General features: G+C 45.8%; 19 protein-coding genes. 14 read left to right on the plus strand and 5 right to left on the minus strand.

What is annotated here, in order from left to right; all coding sequences use genetic code 11:
* Nucleotides 1-68 precede the first annotated feature (68 nt).
* Both QWY30_RS09165 and QWY30_RS09170 read right to left on the minus strand, forming a co-directional pair.
* A complete protein-coding gene (locus tag QWY30_RS09165; protein WP_290240318.1) occupies nt 69-656 on the minus strand; it encodes a hypothetical protein in 588 nt (195 codons plus the stop codon).
* Entirely contained in the window at nt 656-5128 is a 4473-nt protein-coding gene (locus QWY30_RS09170; protein WP_290240319.1) for a PDDEXK-like endonuclease domain-containing protein, read from the minus strand. Before QWY30_RS09170 ends, QWY30_RS09165 begins: the two co-directional genes overlap by 1 nt.
* A 190-nt stretch (nt 5129-5318) precedes the next feature.
* On the opposite strand from QWY30_RS09170, the gene QWY30_RS09175 reads away from it, so the two are divergent.
* The 10 genes from QWY30_RS09175 (at nt 5319) to QWY30_RS09220 (ending at nt 16095) form a co-directional block, all read left to right on the plus strand.
* Complete coding sequence (locus QWY30_RS09175; RefSeq protein ID WP_290240321.1) at nt 5319-5972, plus strand: recombinase family protein; 654 nt, start codon at nt 5319-5321, stop codon at nt 5970-5972.
* 39 nt (nt 5973-6011) lie between these two features.
* Nucleotides 6012-7745 carry a recombinase family protein gene (locus QWY30_RS09180; RefSeq protein ID WP_290240324.1) on the plus strand — a complete coding sequence of 578 codons (1734 nt, stop codon included), beginning with the start codon at nt 6012-6014 and terminating at the stop codon, nt 7743-7745.
* A gap of 89 nt (nt 7746-7834) precedes the next feature.
* The gene (locus QWY30_RS09185) at nt 7835-8989 is read left to right on the plus strand and encodes a linear amide C-N hydrolase (RefSeq protein WP_290240326.1); all 1155 of its coding nucleotides are present in this window, start codon (nt 7835-7837) and stop codon (nt 8987-8989) included.
* A gap of 61 nt (nt 8990-9050) precedes the next feature.
* Nucleotides 9051-10922, plus strand: coding sequence for a sensor histidine kinase (locus QWY30_RS09190; protein ID WP_290240328.1), 1872 nt, complete (start codon nt 9051-9053; stop codon nt 10920-10922).
* A gap of 91 nt (nt 10923-11013) precedes the next feature.
* Nucleotides 11014-12144: a linear amide C-N hydrolase gene (locus tag QWY30_RS09195; RefSeq protein WP_290240329.1), complete on the plus strand. Its 1131-nt coding sequence runs from the start codon at nt 11014-11016 to the stop codon at nt 12142-12144.
* Between the two features lie 27 nt (nt 12145-12171).
* The gene (locus QWY30_RS09200) at nt 12172-12852 is read left to right on the plus strand and encodes a response regulator transcription factor (protein WP_290240331.1); all 681 of its coding nucleotides are present in this window, start codon (nt 12172-12174) and stop codon (nt 12850-12852) included.
* A 57-nt stretch (nt 12853-12909) separates the two neighbouring features.
* Nucleotides 12910-14058, plus strand: coding sequence for a linear amide C-N hydrolase (locus tag QWY30_RS09205; RefSeq protein WP_290240333.1), 1149 nt, complete (start codon nt 12910-12912; stop codon nt 14056-14058).
* 28 nt (nt 14059-14086) lie between these two features.
* Nucleotides 14087-14899 (plus strand): hypothetical protein, encoded by an 813-nt coding sequence (locus tag QWY30_RS09210; RefSeq protein WP_290240335.1) that lies wholly within the window; start codon nt 14087-14089, stop codon nt 14897-14899.
* Nucleotides 14900-14988: 89 nt separating this feature from the next.
* Complete coding sequence (locus tag QWY30_RS09215; protein WP_290240337.1) at nt 14989-15618, plus strand: hypothetical protein; 630 nt, start codon at nt 14989-14991, stop codon at nt 15616-15618.
* A 3-nt stretch (nt 15619-15621) separates the two neighbouring features.
* Nucleotides 15622-16095 carry a hypothetical protein gene (locus QWY30_RS09220; protein WP_290240339.1) on the plus strand — a complete coding sequence of 158 codons (474 nt, stop codon included), beginning with the start codon at nt 15622-15624 and terminating at the stop codon, nt 16093-16095.
* 121 nt (nt 16096-16216) lie between these two features.
* On the opposite strand, the gene QWY30_RS09225 is transcribed toward QWY30_RS09220, so the two are convergent.
* The 3 genes from QWY30_RS09225 to QWY30_RS09235 are packed head-to-tail and all read right to left on the minus strand — an operon-like array spanning nt 16217 to nt 18651.
* On the minus strand, nt 16217-17626 hold the full coding sequence (locus tag QWY30_RS09225; RefSeq protein ID WP_290240341.1) for a sensor histidine kinase: 1410 nt from the start codon (nt 17624-17626) through the stop codon (nt 16217-16219).
* An 8-nt stretch (nt 17627-17634) separates the two neighbouring features.
* Entirely contained in the window at nt 17635-18297 is a 663-nt protein-coding gene (locus QWY30_RS09230) for a response regulator transcription factor (RefSeq protein WP_290240343.1), read from the minus strand.
* A gap of 21 nt (nt 18298-18318) precedes the next feature.
* Nucleotides 18319-18651 carry a PepSY domain-containing protein gene (locus QWY30_RS09235; protein WP_290240345.1) on the minus strand — a complete coding sequence of 111 codons (333 nt, stop codon included), beginning with the start codon at nt 18649-18651 and terminating at the stop codon, nt 18319-18321.
* A 155-nt stretch (nt 18652-18806) separates the two neighbouring features.
* Between QWY30_RS09235 and QWY30_RS09240 the strand changes: the two genes are divergently transcribed.
* Genes QWY30_RS09240 through QWY30_RS09255 form a run of 4 tightly spaced genes read left to right on the plus strand, consistent with a single transcriptional unit; the run spans nt 18807 to nt 21954 of the window.
* Nucleotides 18807-19223, plus strand: coding sequence for a DUF1924 domain-containing protein (locus QWY30_RS09240; RefSeq protein WP_290240347.1), 417 nt, complete (start codon nt 18807-18809; stop codon nt 19221-19223).
* Between the two features lie 17 nt (nt 19224-19240).
* Entirely contained in the window at nt 19241-19717 is a 477-nt protein-coding gene (locus QWY30_RS09245) for a diheme cytochrome c (RefSeq protein WP_290240349.1), read from the plus strand.
* Between the two features lie 11 nt (nt 19718-19728).
* Entirely contained in the window at nt 19729-20349 is a 621-nt protein-coding gene (locus QWY30_RS09250; RefSeq protein ID WP_290240351.1) for a cytochrome b/b6 domain-containing protein, read from the plus strand.
* A 42-nt stretch (nt 20350-20391) separates the two neighbouring features.
* Nucleotides 20392-21954, plus strand: a complete 1563-nt coding sequence (locus QWY30_RS09255; RefSeq protein ID WP_290240353.1) for a tetratricopeptide repeat protein — start codon at nt 20392-20394, stop codon at nt 21952-21954.
* The last annotated feature ends 29 nt before the right edge of the window (nt 21955-21983 follow it).

A 21983-nucleotide genomic window follows, 5' to 3' on the forward strand; every position in this document is an offset into this window, starting at 1 on the left:
TATCGCTCAGCAACTGTTTGAGAATTTTAAAATTAGTAGTTGACCGCGTCCTTGTCCAGACCGTTTGATTATTGATAACCCGAACGTCTTGCCGCGATAACAATCGCCGCGTCGTTAGCTAATTTCGCTTCTGACAACAATTTCTGTATTTGTTCAGCAGACATACCTTTAGTTGCGATTGGACTGGACTTCTGAACTGCTCTCCTTCGAGCAAGCTCAACTTTATCCCAAATTTCACCAATGTTGACCTTAAGAATTTTGCAAGCGTCATCAAGGGCTAGTTGTGGTAATGGTTGCGACTTTATAGAGATTGTCACTTTAGGGGTGAGTGGAGCTACTTCTTTTGGATCGTCCAAGACTTTAGGGTCAGCACCTAGAAGGTCTGGTTGCATTGTATGTGGCAATGAAGTGTGAGGTAGCTCTATGGAAGGCTTCGCTGTGCTAGTAGTAACAGTCGTAACTTTAGGGTCTAGAATATTCTTCTGACTCGATTCGACTTTATTAATTCGCTCTCGCAATGCCAAAGATCTTGGAACTTGCCTAAAACTAAGTTCGTGTTTGAGACGGGAGAGGATTGTTAAATCCTCTCCTTGCTTCTGAAAAATCTCTTCTAAGTCTGCGATACCAAGTCGCGCCATTGGTCGGTCTGTAGTCATTAGACATCCTCTCTCTCTTCAACCACTTCAACCTCAAAGGGATCAACCTCTTTGTACTCAACCCAAACAGTGCTATCAACGGTTTCAGATCCAATAGGTTCGATTCCTAATTTTTCTAAGGTTTGCAGAAGGTCTGAAATCACTTCTTCGCGTCGACGCACGAAACTGGAAGCAAAGCACCTCCAAAAAGTCCAGCCGGCACGTTCTAACACTCGTTGACGCGCCATATCGTCGCTCCATTGACCCGGACCGTGGAATCGATCGCCATCGCATTCAATGGCTAGACGCCGCCCTTCGTTACCTTCTACAACAAAGTCTATGAAATAACCTCCACTTGGGACCTGTGGAGTAACCCGATATCCGCGTTTTACTAGTTCATCAAAAACCTCTAACTCGAAGCCTGACTCACATTTTTCTCTAAGGCTTTCCACCTTTTTAACGTCTTGTCGGAATGGCTGCTTGAAATGCTGAATAACACGACTTGTAAGAGAGTCATCCTTTGATTCGTTTTCAGTAACAGAGCGGAACAAATACATTCGATCACGAGCACGCGAGAGGGCCACGTTAAAACGTTGGTGCATATCAGCTCTGTTCGCAGCTCCCCGATCACCCGGACCAATCACCATCGATACCATCATTACATCTCGCTCCCGTCCCTGAAATACAGGAGGTGGCCCGACACTGATCTTTCGGGCAACAATTTCCGAGGGTGAAATTTCTTCGGAAATTAGCTTATGGATATGGCTTGCCTGTTCGGTGCCCATTAGCGTGACGACACCGATTGTTCGACCATCAAATTGGGGATCTGAAATTAGTTTTGAAATCTCTTCGACGATGGCTTTAGCTTCTGCTTTATTGATGTCGTTTCGTCGATTACCACCTTTTACGAACACATCGACCAAAGGAGGGTCAAGACGTTCGTTCGCTTTGGGAACTCGAAGCGGACGAATATCCCCCTCGTAGAACTCACGATTTGAAAACTCGATGATGGCTGGAACACTTCGGAAATGTTCTTTAAGCATCACCGAATTTCCGGCGAACACTACGCGTGCTAAATCATAAATTGACTTGTCAGGAGTCATTTCAGAACCGTGCGGTTGCTCCCCTAAGAAGCGGCTAACCAGCTCTTTAACTCTTTCTTCTGCTGCCCCAACTGCTGACGGGGAAACCTGTTTATGGTCTCCAACGATAAGCAATTTCTTTCCTCTCAGCAAAGCTGGTAATGCCATAATATCGGACTGCGAAGCTTCGTCAACTATTACGAGATCAAATAAACCAACCTCTGCTGGAATTGTTTCAGAAACACGCCATTGCGGAAGCACCCAGCACGGGACGGCCTTGTAAGCACGGACCATTGCTTCCCGAGCATTCTTTCTATGACGGACGGCACGAACACCTGTACCAGAACCCATCGCCTGTACGGCATTTAAGTAGGCTTGCAATGCTTGTCGAACGCTGTCTGGCGAGTTGTTAAAGACACCAAGCCAAGTTTTTTCCGCAACAAGCTCTTGGTATGTTTTCGCTAGAGTGGCAGTTAGTTGTCTTCGCTCTTCAATCAAATCACGAATTTTGTGATGGCTGTCGAGTCGATCTAAGAACCCCACGGCTAAACGCCAATCCCACGCTTCACGCCAAGTAAATGGCACAACACTGTCGATCTCGCTATCAACTACCAGTGCTCTAGTTCGGCTCGCCCACTTGGGGGCACCAGAGTGTTCAATTTTGTTGGCCACTTCTACGATGGTGGAAATATGAATCCAAAGGCTTTGTAGTTTTTCTAGCTCTGCCAATTTGGCTAGCCAAGTTGCTTGCAAGGTATCTTCGTTCGAATTCAGCTGACCTATTTGGTACGTCAAGAAATCCCGAAGCTCGCTTACGATGTTGCCGGAATGCCCGTCTAGTTTTTTCAGAATCTCCTCTAGTCGACGCATTGCATATCCGAGGCGCCCCTTATCAAGATGAGACTGCAAGCTCTCGCTTATATTTTTGATGGCGCTTACATCGTTCGCTTTCAGTTGCGTAGAAACGTTCTTACCAAACACCTCACCGACTTTATTTGCCAGATGAGCATCAAATTCGAACTGAAGCTGATCTGCGTCTTTAATCGCTGTGATTGAAGTCACTAAGCCTCTAAAGGCTTGTTCTGGTGCTTCATTAATGGCCTCAAAGTCAAACTCTCCATACAATGATGTCCATCGAGCCAAAGCCTTTCTTGCTTTTAATCTCCATTCGACTAACTCCCGTACGTTCAGCCAATCTTCAACCGCTTTGGGTTTGATTCCAGCGACTGTAACCAAACTCACGAGTCCTCGCGGAACGGCACTACCTATTGGCAATTTAAATGCGCTCTTACCAGCAACTAAGCGCTTGAGCGCCTCATTGAATTCCTCATTGAGTTCGGAGTTCTCTGGTAGCTGAACAGCTTTTGAAACTAGTGCTGCTCTTTCTGTTTCCAACTCAAGTAATAAATCGCAAACCAGCCTCAGCGTAACGATCAACGGATCGGTAGTTTCCTTATTTGCCATCCGGCCTCTGAAGGAGGTGATCCAAGGTAAGTTAACTGCAGACAATCGATCCGCAACTTGTTGCCGGTTTTCTAAAAACTCTGAAAGCTGATTTGCCTTGGTAAATGTCTCTGATGTTGCATCAATCAGAGGGAGTACGGAACCCTTCTCGACAGCAGCCTCAATCTTTTTCGCTCTAACAAGGTCTCGGTGCAGCGCCAGCAGATCAACCCACGCAGGAAAATCATTTGCTTTGGGTATGCTGCAGCCTACGTAGCTAAGATTGCTACCCACCGCCTTTCGGGACTGTCTTAACGCTGCGACCTCTTCGTCAGTAGCTGATATTTCTGAATTTTCAGGAAGCTCATCATCAAACCATTGATGAGAGTCAGCTTGTTCAAGAACCTCTCTCGCCATCTCTTCGGGGCTAACGGACTTTCCTCTAAATTCATACGTTCGCATTTGACGTTGCGCGTAATCCTCAACGGTCTTATCTACGTTTGAAATCTTTGCGTGCAGTTGATCTATTAACGACTCCCCAGCAATGATAGCTTTTTCAGATTGAGTAGGATTTAATTGCGACACCCGAGCAGCAATTGTTTGAATTGAGTGTTCAAACTGCTTTTTACCGTCTCGCTCGTCAGAGAGAAGTGATACACAAAGCGGGCGAATTCTTTCTGGAAGTTTTTCCTGAACAACTGCCAATGCAGATTCACCTTTTGCAGTAACCAACACTCGTTTGCCTTGAGCGAGGTAATGGCAAATGACGTTTGCAATCGTGTGTGTCTTACCCGTTCCTGGAGGTCCTTGAACGACTACACCGTCGTTACTCTCTAGCTTACGGATTATTGAGACTTGCTCTTCGTTATAGGGCATCGGAAAAAAAAGTTCACGCGCTCCGCTTGGATTGTTGCTGGTAGATAATCCCCGAAAAGGTATTTCTGGTTGTCTGCGTACAGTATCGTCACCCGAGGTTACAAAGCTTTGAATAACCCCCGGAAGTGTTTCGATAGTTTCAAGTTTTTGCCTAAGACGTCTGACATCTTCAAGTAGGATATCTCCTGATCGTTTTCGTCCAAAAATCACCCACCCGTTTGTTACAAGCATCTTATTGGAGGGGGTAGGTAGTGAAGCCCATCCTTCAGAGGTCACATAACTACCAGTCGGGTCAAGGTGACCGACCGCGGCGCGTAAGGTCGGCTCAAACGTACTTTCCTCGAACGGAGTAATCCGATTTGTCCCCGTTGCTTGAACGTTCTTCCAAAATGTTTCAAGCTGACTGATGCCGGAAATTTCCAGTTCGGCATAACAGTCAATTTCCAATTTGGCTTCAACATCCCTAGGACGGATTTCCAAATCAAGCGTAATTTCATTAAGCGTTACGTTGCACGTCTGTAAAAGCAACGGGTGTTTGATTGGGGTCGGATAGCCCTCTTTTTTCCAAACTGCATAGCCGATGCCCCAAACCAGCTCCAAAGGAGTCTCTGCACCTTCTGAAGAAATTGCCTGTTGAAGCGCAAACAACTTGTTATAGAAGGAAATAGATTTACGGCGAGGACGCTCCGTTTGCGACCAAGGCTTCCAAAGGAACTCCACATACCAATCAAACTGGGCTTTTACCTCTTGGTTGTTACTCAATAGCTCGCGACGTGTTTCACCGCTTCCTTGGGTTATCGTGATCTCTTGTTTAATCTCTGGGGGCTTTTCCGGAGATTTTGATATCGTCACCCAAGGCTTAAGCAGATCATCTAATTCGGGCGGCGCAACTTCTTGTAATCGAGGCATTTTCAGCCAAACGTCATCTCCACCTAGCTGAAGATTAAATTGCAGTTCAGGCAGATTGAGCAGGTCGTGACGGTGAGCAACAAAATAATCATCCGGCAAGCTAAAAGTCGGCTTTCGCTTTAGTTTTTCTATTTGTTCGATGTAGTTCAGCAGGCTAATAACCTTGGCAGCAGACTCAATCACGACAGCTCACTTTGTTGATTTCGATTTACTTGCTCATATGAATAGTAAATCACGTTACAGCGAGCCGAACAAACGTAAAGGTCGCCTCGAAGCGATTCTTACGAAATCAGACTTAACTCATTGATTTCATTTACTTTAATTCATAAGAAAAATATAATATCCATATAAATCAATGAGTTAGAGGTTTTTTATGGCAGCTTATGGTTATGTTCGAGTAAGTACTCTTCAGCAGGCGAACGAAGGCGAGAGTTTGGAAACACAGCTTCGTCAGATCAAATCGTATTCAGAGCTTAAGGGATACAGCCTTTCTCAAGAGAATCTCATCACCGAAAGAGGGGTGAGTGGTAGCCTTGAATTTGAAAAGCGACCCGAGGGCGCCAAGCTATTCGACAGCCTTCAGACAGGCGATATTCTTATTTTTTCTAAACTTGATCGAGCTTTCCGCAATACAAGAAATGCATTGAACACCCTTCACGAATTAAAAGAACGAGGTGTATCTGTCCACTTCATCGACCTTGGGGGCGATGTAACTAACGACGGCATTGGTTCAGTGATCTTTACGATTCTTTCGGCGTTTGCAACTTTTGAGCGTGAGCGTATAGCAACCCGAATTCGTGAAGTGAAACAAGTTCAGAAATCAGAAGGGAAGTTTCTTGGAGGCTTTACTCGTTTTGGTTACTCTGTAGATGATGAGAAACTAGTACCAAATCCAGAGCAACAGGCAATTATTAAAGAAATGCGGGTTATGAGGCGACGAGGGATGAGCTTACGCCGAATTGCAAAATGGCTTGATAGGTCGTACGGCGTTGAAATGTCACATTCAACTGTTTCAACTTTTGTATAAAAAGGTTCCAAATGGAACTGAGGCACAGGATAAAAAACCGTGGGTGTTTTAATAACTAAGCCAAGCAACCCTGATAAAACCCTTCATATCTACACAAGGGTTTCAACAGTTGCTCAAGCTGACCAAGGAACCTCACTTACTACTCAACACCAGTTAGGTGTGAAAAGAGCAAAGGCTCTTAAGTTTGAACCAAAGCATTGGAATGAGGGTGGTAAAAGCTCGCACCACGAGGATATGGCTGATCGTCCTAAGTTGTTAGCCCTATTCGAAGCGGTTAAGCGTGGAGAGGTTAAGCACCTTTGGGTTTACGACCAGTCTAGGCTTTCAAGAAATGACCAAGTAGCTTCGATCTTCCGTTACGAGTGTAATAAGCAGGGCGTAACACTCTATACAAAGGATGGTCAGTTCGACTTATCTAATCCCCAAGATAAATTTTTAAAACTGATATTGGATGGTATCGGAGAGTTTGAAAACTCAGTTAGATCTGAAAAAACACGGCTAGGTAAGGTTAATAGAGCTCGTCAAGGTTTTTGGTATGGAGGACCGCCCCCATTCGGGTACCAAATTATTGAAAAGAAGCTCGCACTAAACAAAGCTGAATCGGTGTGGGTAAAAAAGATATTCACGTTAACGCAAAAGGGAGAAACTACATTAGGAATTAAAAAATTACTTGATTCGAACGGGGTACTTCCGAGACGCAAGAAGGGAACGTGGTCTATAGGATCAGTACAGTCTCTCATCAAAAACACTCACTACAAAGGCGAGTACCACTATCACGATAAGAAGAGTGATGAAAAGATTGTTCTCAGTTGCCCAGCGATAGTTGACGTGACAACTTGGAAAGCAGTTCAGCAACTTAAAACTAGGGACACGAGTCGAGTGTCGCAACAAAATAGAACGAAGCAGTTTTACTTGTTGAGGGACATAATGGTTTGCGGGCATTGTGGAAGACATATGTCTGCCAGACGAAAGGTAAGTAAAAACGAACAGCTTTACTATTGCCCAAACAAAGAAAGAGATTGGGTAAATAACGGGGGCTCAGCCACTCCGTGGAAACGGGGTGAGGGATGTGGAATGACACGTTCACTAAACATACCTGAAACTGATCAGCTCGTCTGGGATGCGGTCATTGAGGCACACAGAAATTCGAGTCTGCTCAAGGAAGAAGTGAAGTGGAAGATACTTGAGGAGAGTGGGGCTCCTCTATCTAAAAACGAAACTGACTTGAAAGCGTTAGAGCGTCAGCTTAAACAAATTCAAAAGAGCTTACATTCGGCTAAAGAATCTCAGGCCAGTTTGTTAGTGGGTAAGTCATCGGGGGCGATCAAGGCTGATATCTACGCGATGGCTCTTCAACAGTCCAATGATGAAATCCATAATCTTGAAGTAAAGCTAGCTAACATTCAGCTACAGCTTCGGGGCGAGAACGAGTCAAAAAAATGGGTGAGTTGGCTCAAAATATTTGGTAAGAGTTTGGATGAAAAAAAGCTGCTTCCAGATGAGCAAAAAAAGCTGTATTTAATGGGTCTTTTGGAGCAAATAAAGGTTAGATATGACCTTAAGAAGAACGAACACGAACTCACTTTGCAGTTTCGGTTGCCAATTATCGGAGATGGTCTAATTTGGACCAATCCTGACAACATTAAAGATGGTTATAAGATCAAACGAGGTAAAAAAGCTACTAAAGTGACTGTCAAAAAAAAAGATGCTCGATGGTCAAATTTAAAGACCAAAATGACCCCCGAACGGAACCAGTCCGTTACGGTGGAGTGAACGAAGAAAGTTATTGAAAGAATTATTTTTAATAATTCCATAGTATGTGGATGAGATTGATCTAAACACCACATACTTATGGAATGATGATGAAAATAAAAACCCTCAGTGGAGCCTTGCTTTCTCTAGTACTTCTTGCCTCTTCGGTGGGAAACAGCGTGGCCTGTACAGTTTTGGCAATCAGAGACGCCAATGGGAACGTTTACCAAGCTCGCAGTAATGAGTTTGTCGGACAGCAGCCTGATGCACTCACTTACTACCCGCCTGGCACCAGAATCGAATCTGTTACACCGGATGGCAAACAAGGCAAAACATTTAATACAAAGTATGCAATTTTTGGTGCGACCCTTAAGGGGATGACGCCCAATGCAAAGCAAGAAACAATTCATGAGGCCGTTAATGATCAGGGCATGTCTCTGACGACTAACGCATTTATGGGCAATACAAGTCCCAATATTACTCAGCCACCTGAAAAAGTATTGTCAGTGATGGATTTTGGAACATGGGCGCTAGGAAGTTTTCAAAATGTTGAAGAGGTTAAGAAAGCTTTAAAAAATAAAGAGGTCGATCTTTGGTTACCTAAAATCGCCTCGATGGGAGATTTTATTGCGCCTCTTCATTTTGCACTGTATGACAAAAAGGGCGGCAGTATTGTGATCGAATTTGATAATGGAATACACATCTACGATAACCCTTCTTATGTGATGACGAATGACCCGCCGCTGCCATGGCATCTTCAAAATTTAAATGACTATGCTGATCTGACTAACATTGATAAAAACAAGCAACAATTCAATGGTTTTGAGGCAAAAGCCGGATCTGGTGGTATTGCATTGAGGGGATTGCCTTCTAACCAGCTGTCATCAGGAAGGTTTGTGAAAGCAGCGTTCTATTCAAACTTCGCTCGCAAAGCTAAAACGCCCGAGCAAGCGATATTTACGCTCGGTCATGTGATGAATAACTTTGACAGACCACTGGATATCTCGGTGGATGAGCCAGTCAAGGGAACGTTCTCTACAGTTTTTTCAATGACTGCTGGCGTTGGATCTGAGTCAACTTTCTTCACGGTTTTGAATGACTTGTCACAGAACCATTTTTATATCCGTACGATCAACAGTTTGAATTTTTCCAAATTTGATATCAAAAAAATGAGTGGCCTGAAAGAAATTACTGTCGTCAAGTTTCAGACAATTAATGATTACAAGAGTCTGGATGCGACGGGCTTATTTTTGAAAAAATCATAGCTATTAGATGTCTTGCGAAGCATTCGACTATTAATGGATGGTGGAGTAATCTTGCTCCATCATGATTTCTAGATATTTTCTATCGCTGATTATTTTGCTCTGCGCATTCACTGCGCAGAGCAATGATTTAGTCTCTGAGCGCGGCTGGGTGGAGGATCCCTCCGGTCTGATGACGGTTTCAGAGGTCAAGCAGGCAAAGGAATCTGCGTTAACGACCAAACTATTTTCGAAGGGCTATAGTTCGTCTGCCTTTTGGATTCGCTTGCGGATTGATCCAGCTCGCCTGGATGATCCTGCCATTCAAAATCTGGTTGTGCGTATACGACCACCGTATCAGGATCAGATATGGATCTACGATCCTCTCGCTGCAACAGATAAAGTCCGAGTAACAGGTGATTATTATGATTGGGCGGATGATGAATACCGCTCATTAAATTTGAATTTTGTCATTCCAGTTGGAACTGAGCCTCGAGACATCTGGTTCAGAATCAAAGCGAGTGTGAGTACTTTGACCTTCATCGAGGTGATGACGCCAGACCAGGTACGAGCAGCCGATCGCAAGCAAGAAATCATCACAATGCTTTATTTGTCAGCACTCTTTGTGTGCTTTGGGTGGGCGATACTGACACGCATCAATAGAAAGGATAAGTTGTTATCGTTTTATTTAATTCGAGAGTTTGTCGTGATTCTCTATGCGCTCGCGATACTGGGGTATTTGCGCATTTTTGGATCGGGCTGGCTTACGCCAAGCTGGATTGATCAGTCAACTAATCTCATCGCCTTTATTTTTATTACAACGCTCATTTGGTTTGATTGGCAGTTGATAAGAGAGTTCAAGCCAAATAAATGGATCGCTCTCTTGCACGGAGGGTTAGTTTTCTTTCTTCCGATCGCAGTGATACTGATGATCATGGGAAAAACAAGAGAGGCGGCGCAGTTAAGCTCGCTTGTGGTCATGGCATACATGCTTCTTACGGTGCTAAGTGTTTTGTCCACACAGGCTTGGAAACAAGCACGCCTGGTTCCCCTTGAGGAGAAGCCGATATGCTCCAAAAGTTTTCTCGTATTCATTTATTTGATTGCGATTTCGGTTGCTCTATTACATCGCCTACCAATTATGGGTTCCTCATCAGGTAGCGACTTATTCTTCTATTTCAATCTAGTCTATCCCCTGTTGACCAGTATTACGCTGATGATATTCGTTCAAAAACGTTTGTATCGTTTGTCCAAAAATCAGCAGGAGAGACAACGCCGCTTGGAACTCGCTGAAATAGAAGTGAATAAAGAGCGCGCTCAACGCAAAGAGCAATCTAATTTCCTGAAAATGCTCGCGCACGAAATGAAGACACCGCTTTCTGTTGTCCGGATGGCAGTGGGGGGTAAAGGTCTGCCGGCTAAAACGCATGAGGTGGTTGAGCGCGCGGTGACTGACATGGACGGGATTATCGAGAGGCTTTTACAGGTTGAGCGCCTTGAGGATGGTCGCATAGACATCAAGCATCAAAATATCGATTTACAAGAAATGGTGAATAGTTTATGTGTGTCATTACCTGAGGGAGAGCGCATTCATACACATATCAATGGTGAATTGATTCTTCACTCAGACCTGCAGCTTGTGCGCGTGATCATCTCTAATTTGCTCGAAAATGCGTTGAAATATAGTCCGCAAGACAGTCCTGTAGAAATTGATGTGAACGAGCATGCCGGACAAATATCCATCACAGTTGAAAACAAAGTCGGCATGACCGGCTTTCCAGATCCTGAGCGGGTGTTCAACAAATATTACCGCTCACCATTGGCACATCAAAAGACCGGCTCAGGTCTGGGTCTGTACTTGGTGAAATCACTTGTCACCCTGCTGGGTGGGAGTGTCCAATACACACATGCCAACGATAGCGTACGCTTTATAGCCTACATCCCTACCAGGGGCTGAAGTTTTAAGAAAGTTTAAGAAAGTTTTCTCTGTAACGTTTGACTACAGTTCATTCATTATTCAATGAATGAATTCAAAGGTGGCATAGAAAATGAAAAATATGATCGGCTTTCTAACGGCGATTTCTCTAACCTTTGCTTCGGTCGGTCAGGCTGTCGCCTGTACGTCGATTTTGATCACGGATACGGAAGGACGAGCCTATCATGGGAGAACCCTGGAATACAGCGCCTTGTTGCCAATGGATATGACGTATTTGCCAGCGGGTATGCGAGTGATTTCACTGACTCCCTCCGGGAATCAAGGTGTGACCTTTGATACCAAGTATCCGATTCTGGGAATGAGCGCGAAAGTCGTGACAGCATCCAAACAAGTGACAGTTGCAGAGGGAATCAATGACCAGGGGCTTAGCTTTTCTGCGAACTGGCTGAATGGGACACGATCCCCTGCCGTCGGTAAGGATCACTCAAAGGTGATGTCGGTCAGTGATTTGGGTATCTGGATTTTGGGAAATTTCAGAAATGCGCAAGATGTGAAAGAAGCCATCAAAAGCGGCAAACTCGAGTTTTGGGTACCAGAGAAGAATACGATCGCCCCTGATACACCGCTACCATTACATTATTCAATTAATGATAAAAAAGGTGGCTCAATCGTTGTTGAGTTCTTAGATGGAAAAACCCAGGTCTATGACAATCCAGTTGGGGTCATGACAAACGGTCCTGCTTTTCCCTGGCACCTGGAAAATTTGAACAACTACACTTTTAACAACGTCAATAAAAATACAGGGCAGCTGGGCAAACTTAAGCTGCAGACGCAAGACTCGGGTATTGCATTAACGAGTTTGCCTTCAGCCGAAACGACACAAGGAAGATTCGTCAAGGCCGCCTTCTATGCCAATTACGTGCGCAAAGCAAAAGAACCCAATGAGGCCATTACGACGCTTGCTCATATTATGAATAATTTCGATCGTCCCTATGATTTGACAGTGGACATGGCTGGAGGCATGGGCGATGGGGTGACGCGCAATAACTCGAGTGAAGTCACGGTATGGACGACTTTACAAGATTTATCGCGCAACCTGCTGTACTTTAGAAGCATCAATGCGATGAACTGGTCTGTCATTGATATGAATAAGCTCAAAGATGTGAAGCAAATTAAATCCATCTCGACCTTCGATGTGGATCAAGCAGGTGCGGATGCTTTCAAATTGTTCTATGCAAACTAATTCCCTTTTACAGACTGACAGATCAATATGAAAGTCGTTGTGGTCGAGGATCATCTGGATTTGCGCCAACTGTTTGTGGATGCACTTGTTCACGAAGGCATGGATGCGATCGCAGTTTCCTGTGCGGAAGAGTTAGACGAGTGCATGTCAGAGGGCATGATCCACTTACTGATTCTGGATGTGAACCTTCCTGGCGAGTCTGGTTTTGATATCGCCAAAAGAGTTCGCGCTGCTGATCCAAAAATCAACATCATCATGCTTTCAGCGAGGACAGGAGAGCTTGATCGTATCCAGGGGTATGAATGTGGTGCAGACTTTTATCTCTGCAAGCCAGTTTCGCCCGCTGAGCTTGCTGCTGCTGTGCGTGCTGTCAAGAGGCGTGTGCAGGATGAAATATCAAGAGGCATTGATCTTGCGCTGAGTGTGACAGGCATGCGCTTAACTTCTGAAAAAGGCGTGGCGAACATCAGTAAAGTCGACGTCGCCTTACTCAAAGCATTAGCCATGGCGCCTGATAAGCGGCTGCCTTATTGGCGGCTGTATGAAGTCACAGAACGAAATTCAAATGAACAGGCTAAAAGCCAACTGGAACTTCAGGTCTTCAGATTACGTAAAAAGTTGGTGGAAATTGGGATATCAGAAAATTTAATTAGATCGATGCGATCTGAGGGGTATCAATTGACACAAGCGATTCGCATCGATCCTTAGGTGCGGGTTGCTCAGCCTATATCAAACTGTATTGAAATCAGCCGAAAGGAGAGGGAAATGAAATTAAAAATAGTTTCGAAAATTTTACTGTCGACATGTCTTGCATTATCAACGGTTGCAAATACCTTCGCTTGCACTGTGCTGAGTATCAGAGATGCGAAGGGTAATGTTTACCAAGGCCGCACCAATGAATTTGCTGGGCAACAACCAGACTCGCTGATGTACTACCCAGCCGGCACACGCATTGAGTCAATGACTCCCGAGGGCAAGCCCGGCAAAACCTTTAATACCAAGTATGGCATCTTGAGCGTCACGCTTGTGGGCTTGGTCGCGAATGCCAAACAGGGGACCCTGCACGAGGCGGTGAATGATCAAGGCCTGACCATCACAACGAATGCGCTGATTGAAAATAATCCACCTGTCGCGACAGGACCGGCCGATAAGATTTTATCCGCACTGGATGTGGGCACTTGGGCATTAGGTAACTTCCAGAATGTCCAGCAGGTTAAACAGGCTTTGCAAAACAAAGAAGTTGAAGTTTGGTTGCCTCGGGTGCCCAGTATGGCGAATTTGTACGCACCATTGCATTTCGCGCTGTACGACAAGGCAGGAGGTTCGATTGTGATTGAATTTACCGACGGAAAAACCTCGGTATACGATAATCCTGTCGCTGTCATGACGAACGATCCTCCGTTTCCATGGCACCTCAAGAATATGAATAACTATGCCTATCTGACTAATATTGATAAGAACACAGGTCAGTTCAATAATCTGAAAGTCGCTTCGACGGACAGTGGTGGAAATATGGCATCGCTACCATCGGTTGAAACTTCAGTGGGACGCTTCGTCAAGGCAGCCTTTTATTCAAATTTTGTACATAAGGCTGAAACGCCCGATCAAGCGATCAAGACACTGTCGCATGTGATGAATAATTTTGATCGACCCAAAGATGTCTCGGCTGATTTGCCAGGAACCGCGAGCAAGGCCGAGGCGTTTGCCGCCAATAAAATATCTTCTGAGTCTACTTACTTTACAACGATGAATGACTTGAACCGTGGGTATTTCTATCTGCGTACGATTAATGGCATTAACTTTTCAAGATTCGATGTTAAAAAGCTTGCTGTGCTGAAACAAACCAAAGAAGTGAAGTTCAGCACAATCGATGCTTTTGGAAATCTTGATGCGACCGAATTGTTTTTAAAATAAGAAAATCACCGAGGGTACGAGAGGAGAGATGAATCGCGTTAAATTTCGTTGCGGATACATCATTCTCTCGATACTCCTCGGTACCCACGGCGTTGGGATTGCTCAAGAAAAAAGCAGCAAGATGAGCGAAGAGGCACGTGCCGGGCAGAGGATGCAAAACAAACTCTACCCTCAGATGCAACTTCCCTTTTCCTATAACTACAACCAAAAAATCGGAAACGACAACGCCTCACAACAAAGTCAATTCGCATTGCAGCCAATCATCCCTGTCTCTCTGGGTTCAAACCTGCAATTACTGTTGAATCCGATGTTGACCTTCAACCGCAACATCCACTATCCACAGGCGGTCAATCAGTTTCAGCCAGTACAGCTCGCAACTTTTTTTGCACCGAAATTCGCGGGAGATTGGTATGCTGGGATCGGCCCTTATTATCAGGCACCGGCTTCAAGTGCGGTGAATGGTTCCAGGCAAACGGGAGTTGGTTTTTCAGCGGGTGCTTTCTATACCCCCGACAATTGGGTAGTCGGCGTAGCGATGTACAACTCATGGGGAGTGGGAAGTGATTTGTCTGGAGGCTCTGCGAGTATCTTGAATGCTCAGCCGACGGTTTCATATACCACCAATGATGGCTGGACGTTCAATTTATCAAGTCAGATTAACTATGACTATCGGGCTCGAAATACGACCAATCAACTGACGCTGAGCGCAGGGCAGACTGTCAAGATCCTGGGCATGCATTGGCAGTACCAAATTGGCCCAACCTATATGGTCTCCGCCATTCCCTCAAGTTCGAAGGGATGGGGTGCCTATTTGAATGTATCGACCAGTATTGCTGATTGAAGTCATGCATAAACTTTGACCCGAGCACATAAATCTACGAAAATCGCGTTGCTTAGGTTCATACACAGGCTTCAGGGAAGAGATCATTTATGCCAAGCGCAGAAGACATCAAACGCATTCATGCTGAAGAAATGCTTCGGCAAGAGATTCGAGAAGAAATAGAAGCTTCAAAAAAATCAGAGACCCGCAAAGGATCAGGATCGGAGCTTTCTCAAAAACTCATGGATTTTTTGAACAGCTCAGTGGGCATGTGGTTGCTTTCTTCTGTGGTGTTGACGACCGGCGCGGCATTGATCCAGCAGTTTCAGCACGATTACCAGATTCGTGAACAAAATCATAAACAGCTGGTGACGCACCTCTTTGAGATACAAAACCGTCTAGACAATATGGAGTACATCCTGCGCCGGGCTCAAACAGTGGGCGAAGCGAAAGAAGGACTCAAGGGTCTATTCAAAAGTATCTTTCCCCTGACTCCCGAGCTTGAAAACCGCAGCCTTGTCTCGCTTTATTTCGCTGTATACAGCCTGATACCGGGAGATCGTCAGGTCAAGGCTAAGGACGCCATTGAGTTTGTTCGGGAAATGGAGCAGTCTGAGTTCACGTTTCAGTCGCGCCCTGATACTGAAAAATTGAATGACGAAGACCGAGAGCAATTACGCAAGCTCATACAGGCCTGCAAGGCTGTTCATGACAGTATTGCGATTCAGAGAGCTAAATAATTGATGAGCACACCAGATCTCAATCTATTTTCAGAGCAGGTATTCAGAGATGCCGCGTTCGGTTTGGGTCTTCTGGCAATCGTGCTGGTTCTCAATACGATTCTTTTTATCAGAATTTTTTTATGGTTCTTGAAGGGTAGCGCAAAGCTCGTCAAGCCGCGTGCTTTGGATTTGATCATTCTCTTTGTTTCATCAGTCTTGCTGATGTCTCTTGTACAGATCGGTTCAATCATGATCTGGACTGTTGCTTTATATGCAACGGGCCTGATCGCAGACATACGTCTCGCGATGCTTTTTTCGGGTAGCAGCTATACGACTCTGGGTATATTTTCAGATGTGCTCCCACAGGGCTGGAAATCCGTCGCTTTTTATATCGCGTTCTCAGGTTTATTTTCTTTTGCGATTGCGACTTCATCCATGATGTCGATGCTGACAATTGTGACAAAACGGCTTTACAAGTCTACTCCACGTCCCTAGTTTCAAGAAGGTTTGGTACAGACAGAGTGATATGTCATATGTCGCTGAGCAGATTGCATCTCTGCATCAAAATGTCATTTTGTACACTTGATGTCAAGGTTCTCAATATTTTAGAGAATCTTCACTCATTCTCGGTGGTGTGAGTATCTGGAATGGAAATTTCTGCACCGAGTCCACCGAGGGCTGAGGTATATAAAATGAGCTTTCCCCCGTAGACAGAACAAAGCTCCGTGACGATGGATAATCCCAGACCACTTCCAGGCGTGCGCTCATCTGCACGTACGCCTCTTTGTCTAATTTTGTTGAGTTGAGCAATAGGCACCCCTTTGCCATCGTCTTCAACTGCAATATGCAGTTTTTGGTGATGCCTGAAAATTTTGATTTGAACTTTTGATTTTGCCCATTTGCTTGCATTGTCCAACAGGTTTCCCAGAATTTCCTGAAGGGTATTAGCATCCGCAGGAAAATAAAGTGTTCGATCGTTTTGTTCAATCGAGTAGGACAGATTTTTATCCGCGTAGATTTTTTTCATGACCCGTATGAGTTGATCTACAACGGGCTCGATGATTGTTTGGGAATGGGATTTTACGGATACTGCTTCTGAGCGAGCACGTAATAATTGCTCGTCCACATGACTTTTGAGGAGTGCGATTTGCTCTGTCATGAGCATGGCGAGACCTGACTGAGAGGAGTGACTTTTAAGTTCTGTCTCTGCGGCATTGGACAAAACTGTCAGAGGTGTCTTCATTGCATGAGCGAAATCACCGGCTCGATTTTGAGCCCGGACGAGCATGGCTTCATTTTGGCTCAGGACTTGATTAAGCTCCTGAACCAGGGGTCGGATCTCAACAGGGAAATCGCCCTCTAAACGCTTTGTGTGTCCAGCCCCAAGCTTGATGAGTGCTTGTTGCAAGTTGCGCAGAGGTGAGAGTGCCAGAAATACTTGGGCAACGGCAGCAATGATTAGTGTGAGTAAAAGAATACCTAAAAAGAGCACTAGCAATTTAACCCAGTCCTCGATTGCATGATCCAGACTATTTGTTTCAGAGGCCACGCTGATACGCCAAAGATCATCGGGTGCCTCCGAAATTTTGACGACTTGTTCGAGCAAGCGTACGTTTTCTCCTTTTGGGCCTATCACTTCGCGGATGGATTGTTTTCCATCGCGGGTGACCTTCGGAGAAAAATCCAGTTTTGCATCCCAAAGTGAGCGTGAGCGAAGGATATCGCGTTGTGCCTCGTCACTGATTTGCCAATACAGGCCTGAGAGCGGCTGCATGAAGCGGGCGTCTGCAGGCTGAGTGCGAAGGAGCGGTTTGCCCTCGTCGGATACATTCAAGTTGGCGACAAGTTGAGTGAGATGGGTGCGTAGTTCTTGATCAAACTGCTGGGTCGCATGATTTTTAAAGAGAATCGCGAGCGCGGTACCCGTGATAAATAGCGCAATAGAAATCCACAGTAAGGTGCCAATTAATAAGCGCGTGCGTAGTGACTGACTCGCGCGTGTCCATAGTGATTCTGTTTGATTCATGCGCATCTTCACGCCGGTGTGACCAGCCGATAGCCCCCACCACGGACTGTCTCGATGTAGTCCTTGGGCAGTTTCTTTCGGAGGCGCCCAATAAAAACTTCGATCGTATTAGAGTCTCTGTCAAAGTCTTGCGCGTAAATATGTTCGGTGAGTTCTGCTTTGCTGACTAATTCATTTTGATGATGCATTAAATATGAAAGGACTTTGAATTCATGACTCGTCAAGTTGAGGACAAGACCATCGATCGCAACCTTTCCTGTTTTGGTGTTGAGTTCGATGACGCCACAATGCAAGATAGATGTCGAGTGTCCCGCGGCGCGTCTGATAATCGCACGCAAGCGTGCAAGTAACTCTTCCATCCGGAAGGGTTTGGCAAGGTAGTCATCCGCGCCTGCATCAATGCCGATCACCTTCTCGCTCCAATTGTCTCGCGCGGTCAAAATAATCACCGGTGTGGTGATGCCAGCTTCGCGCCAATTTTTCAGGATGCTGATGCCATCCATTTGTGGCAGACCGAGATCAAGGATGATTGCGTCATATGGCTCGGTTAATCCCAAAAATAAAGCTTGCCTGCCATCAGTTGCGATATCGACAACATAACTTTCTTCTTTGAGCGAAGACGCGAGTTGATCGCTGATGTTGGGCTCATCCTCGACAATTAGTATGCGCATCAATCGTTGTCCGGGATCAATCTATTTAATTTTCTTGGAAATAACAGCTGCATTTTTTGCGTCGACTTTCAGTTTTTGACGATAACCGTCTTTCTGAAGCAATTTGATTTCATAAATCCATTGGCCGTGTTCTCGTTCAAGTTCAACTTCAACAATCTGACCGGAAAAATCCTTTTCGAGTTTGAGAAGGATGGCGCTGAGGGGAAGTATCTCCCCAGACTCTAGCGCAGCGCGAGCCTGGTCGTGGTCGCCAGAGCTGGCAATTGCTGGCGCGCTTGTGCCCGCATTGATCCCGAACGCCAGGGCAAGCGCGAGTACAAGGTTCCGTAATAAAGATATGTGTCTGACTTTCATGAATGAATCGGAACACTCAAGACAATATTTGATTAAAAAGCATCCGTTCATTATCACCTGATCAATATGAACACAAGCTGAACAAACTGTTCAGAGTCTGTACAGGATGAGATAGGCAATATAGCGACATCTTCACTAAAAATGTATATACCGCCATGAAAAAGACGTCTTCGAAACAGCTTTTATTACAAACCATCACAGTTTTATCAGCTGGGGTCATGTGCTTTCATGCGAGCGCCGCAGACACTTCGCCTCAAGCGCAGCTCGAAAAATGGGCCGTGACTGCGGGTCAGCCCGGTAATGCCACGAAAGGTGAGAAGCTTTTTAATCAAAAGCATGGGGATGTATGGTCATGCGCTTCTTGTCATAACAGCCCTCCCACGACTACTGGAAAGCATGCCTCCACATCCAAGCCCATCAAACCACTCGCACCTGCTTTTAACGCGGAGGCTTTTACAGATACAGCCAAGGTTGATAAGTGGTTTAAAAGAAACTGCCGCGATGTGATGAAGCGAGAATGCACTCCAACCGAAAAAGCCGATGTGCTCGCTTACTTGCTGAGCCTTAAATGATAATGAGGATCAGGGTCATGCAAATCGGTCAGTTTTTAATCTATTTTTTGGGTCTGACGTTTGGATCAGTCACGCTGAACCCCGTGATGGCGGGGAGTGAAAATCTATTCCCTGCAAAGATCTCACCCCAGTACCAACAAGAATGTGCGGCATGTCATCTGGCGTATCCTCCTGCGCTTTTGCCGCGTCAATCCTGGATCAGACTGATGAACAATCTCGAGCATCATTTTGGTTCGGATGCATCGATCGACATTGAGGCGGTCAAAGAAGTCAGCGTCTGGCTCAACGACAACGCGGGTACATTTAAACGTGTGCGTGCACAGCCCAAGGACGACAGAATTACCGAGTCAGATTGGTTTGTTCGAAAACATCGAAAAATTGATGAGGCTGTTTGGTTGCGTGATGCGATCAAAAGCCGCGCGAACTGCGCGGCCTGTCACACGCAGGCTGAGCGTGGAAATTATGACGACGATCATGTCGTGATTCCCAAATAATGGAGTTTTAAATGAGAAAAGTGGTTGATTTAGCGACACGCACCTATCACTGGCTTTTCGCTGCCAGCTTCCTTGGCGCCTATCTTTCAGCTGATAGCGAAAAATTCAGGCTTTTGCACGTGACGCTTGGCTACACGATGATCGGCTTGCTAGGTTTTCGATTGGTCTGGGGGATGTTCGGTCCCCGTCATATGCGCCTGAGCGCGATGTTTAGAAAGCTTAAAGGCTTAAAGCCCTTGCGTGAGGCATTTCGGTCAGGCCAGTTGTTGCAAGCTTCGCATCTTAAACAGAGTGCCAATTTACTCATGTCGTGGGTCATTGTGGCATTGCTGATCTCGGTGATTCCGTTGACGCTGAGCGGGTACGCGGTCTATCACGAACTGGCGGGAAAGTGGCTGGAGGAAATCCACGAGTTTTTTGGAGAATTGATGTTATGGATGGTAGTCATCCACTTGATCATGATTGCAGTCGTGAGCCTGCTTAGACGCACGAATTTAGCTCAATCGATGATCACAGGATCAGTTTCGGGGACAGGACCTGATTTAATCAAATCTGAATATTCAGTCGTGTCGGTCGTTATTTTGATGAGTGTCTTGGCCTGGATCATTGGTTACATGTTTTTTATAAGCTGACGGTTTATGATCGGGCTCTCCCTTTCATCATATCTATCGACCATGAGCACAGACGATCAAAGGCTTGAAGAGGCTCAGGCCTTATTCAAGGCGGGTAAATTCGAGGAAGCAAAATTAATCTTTGCGGAGCTGGTCGAGCGTCACCCCATGCATGGGGTTGCATGGCAGGGCTTGGGATATGTTGCGGGAAAGCAGAGGCAATACGAGCGAGCTGTCCAGTACCTGGCGCAAGCTCAGCAATATCTGCCACCTTCTCTTGAGATATATGTCCAGCTGACTTATTTATCTAAGCTTGCTCGACTCAACGAGCAGGCGCTTTCTTGGGTTGAGCAAGGGTTACGACTAGCCCCCAGGGATTATGAGGCCTTATCTTACAAAACAGGGATCTTGATTGAGCTGGGCCGATACGAGGAGGCGGTCGCGCACATCAGACAGGTGCTTGAAATATATCCCAACGATGCACAGCTGTATTTTCAGTTCGGTCAAATCAGTGGTGTGATGGGGCGTCTGCAAGATGAAGAGGATGCTTACCGACGGGCTCTTCAGATCAAGCCCGATGCATTGCAGGTGCGCGTGAATCTGGGTGTGGCGCTCCGAGATCAGTTTAAATTTGACGAAGCGTTAAGTCAGTTTAATCATGTTCTCAAAGTGGATCCCAATCATGCAGGTGCGCGAACGAACCGGGCACAATTGAATTTATTACTGGGAAATTTACCTCAAGGATGGAAGGATTATGAATGGCGGTGGTTAGATGGCGTTGCGTCACATGGCATAGAGGGGCCTCGCTGGCAGCCACCTAAATCTGTTAAAGCAGCTCAGCCATGTAAATTGCTGATCCATGCCGAGCAAGGTTTTGGAGACACCATACAGTTTTCCAGATACGTTGCGGCCTTGAATACGCTGTTTCCCAAAACTGAGATCATATTTCGAGTTCAACACGAGCTTGTCAGTTTTTTAAGACCTAATTTCCCTCAAATCAATGTGCAGTCTGCGCAAGATCCTATGGTCGAGTTCGATGCACATTTACCTCTGCTAAGCGCTCCTTTCGCGCTGGAAAAATACCTTCAGGCGATTCCTGCTCTTGTGACCCCATTTTCAGTGTCCGAGGAAAAATTCAGAGAGTGGGGTGCGCGTCTGGGAGTTAAAAATAGATGCAGAGTTGGTCTTGTGTGGAGTGGCCGCCCCACACACCTGAATGACAAAAATAGATCCGTGACGCTGACTCACATGCTTTCACTCTTGAGTGAACGCCACGATTTTTACTCCTTGCAGAAAGAGATTCGTCCCCAAGATCAACAGGTATTGAGCGGCGAGAGCAGGCTGCAATCTTTCGGCGCCGATCTTCACGATTTCTCTGATACCGCCGCCTTATGCCAACACATGGATTTAGTCATCAGTGTGGATACCAGTGTGGCGCACTTGGCCGCTTCGCTGGGTCGGCCGACTTGGGTGATGTTGCCGCATTTACCTGACTGGCGGTGGCAGTTGAATCGGTCGGATACGGACTGGTATGACACTGTGCGGCTATTCAGACAAGCCTCGCCTGGAAAGTGGGCCGAAGTGATTGAGCAGGTTAAGGATGCGTTGACTCAGAAGCTTTCTTGATCTTATAAAGTATGAATCGTGATTTCACT

The organism is Zwartia panacis (assembly GCF_030410395.1).
Taxonomy (GTDB): domain Bacteria; phylum Pseudomonadota; class Gammaproteobacteria; order Burkholderiales; family Burkholderiaceae_B; genus Zwartia; species Zwartia panacis.

Excerpts from the sequence above, each read along its gene's own strand:
- QWY30_RS09215 (WP_290240337.1), top strand. The coding sequence starts at position 14,989 with ATGCCAAGCGCAGAAGACATCAAACGCATTCATGCTGAAGAAATGCTT.
- QWY30_RS09230 (WP_290240343.1), bottom strand. The coding sequence starts at position 18,297 with ATGCGCATACTAATTGTCGAGGATGAGCCCAACATCAGCGATCAACTC.
- QWY30_RS09225 (WP_290240341.1), bottom strand. The coding sequence starts at position 17,626 with ATGAATCAAACAGAATCACTATGGACACGCGCGAGTCAGTCACTACGC.
- QWY30_RS09245 (WP_290240349.1), top strand. The coding sequence starts at position 19,241 with ATGCAAATCGGTCAGTTTTTAATCTATTTTTTGGGTCTGACGTTTGGA.
- QWY30_RS09235 (WP_290240345.1), bottom strand. The coding sequence starts at position 18,651 with ATGAAAGTCAGACACATATCTTTATTACGGAACCTTGTACTCGCGCTT.
- QWY30_RS09250 (WP_290240351.1), top strand. The coding sequence starts at position 19,729 with ATGAGAAAAGTGGTTGATTTAGCGACACGCACCTATCACTGGCTTTTC.
- QWY30_RS09165 (WP_290240318.1), bottom strand. The coding sequence starts at position 656 with ATGACTACAGACCGACCAATGGCGCGACTTGGTATCGCAGACTTAGAA.
- QWY30_RS09175 (WP_290240321.1), top strand. The coding sequence starts at position 5,319 with ATGGCAGCTTATGGTTATGTTCGAGTAAGTACTCTTCAGCAGGCGAAC.
- QWY30_RS09185 (WP_290240326.1), top strand. The coding sequence starts at position 7,835 with ATGAAAATAAAAACCCTCAGTGGAGCCTTGCTTTCTCTAGTACTTCTT.
- QWY30_RS09200 (WP_290240331.1), top strand. The coding sequence starts at position 12,172 with ATGAAAGTCGTTGTGGTCGAGGATCATCTGGATTTGCGCCAACTGTTT.
- QWY30_RS09220 (WP_290240339.1), top strand. The coding sequence starts at position 15,622 with ATGAGCACACCAGATCTCAATCTATTTTCAGAGCAGGTATTCAGAGAT.
- QWY30_RS09240 (WP_290240347.1), top strand. The coding sequence starts at position 18,807 with ATGAAAAAGACGTCTTCGAAACAGCTTTTATTACAAACCATCACAGTT.
- QWY30_RS09210 (WP_290240335.1), top strand. The coding sequence starts at position 14,087 with ATGAATCGCGTTAAATTTCGTTGCGGATACATCATTCTCTCGATACTC.
- QWY30_RS09190 (WP_290240328.1), top strand. The coding sequence starts at position 9,051 with ATGATTTCTAGATATTTTCTATCGCTGATTATTTTGCTCTGCGCATTC.
- QWY30_RS09195 (WP_290240329.1), top strand. The coding sequence starts at position 11,014 with ATGAAAAATATGATCGGCTTTCTAACGGCGATTTCTCTAACCTTTGCT.
- QWY30_RS09255 (WP_290240353.1), top strand. The coding sequence starts at position 20,392 with ATGAGCACAGACGATCAAAGGCTTGAAGAGGCTCAGGCCTTATTCAAG.
- QWY30_RS09205 (WP_290240333.1), top strand. The coding sequence starts at position 12,910 with ATGAAATTAAAAATAGTTTCGAAAATTTTACTGTCGACATGTCTTGCA.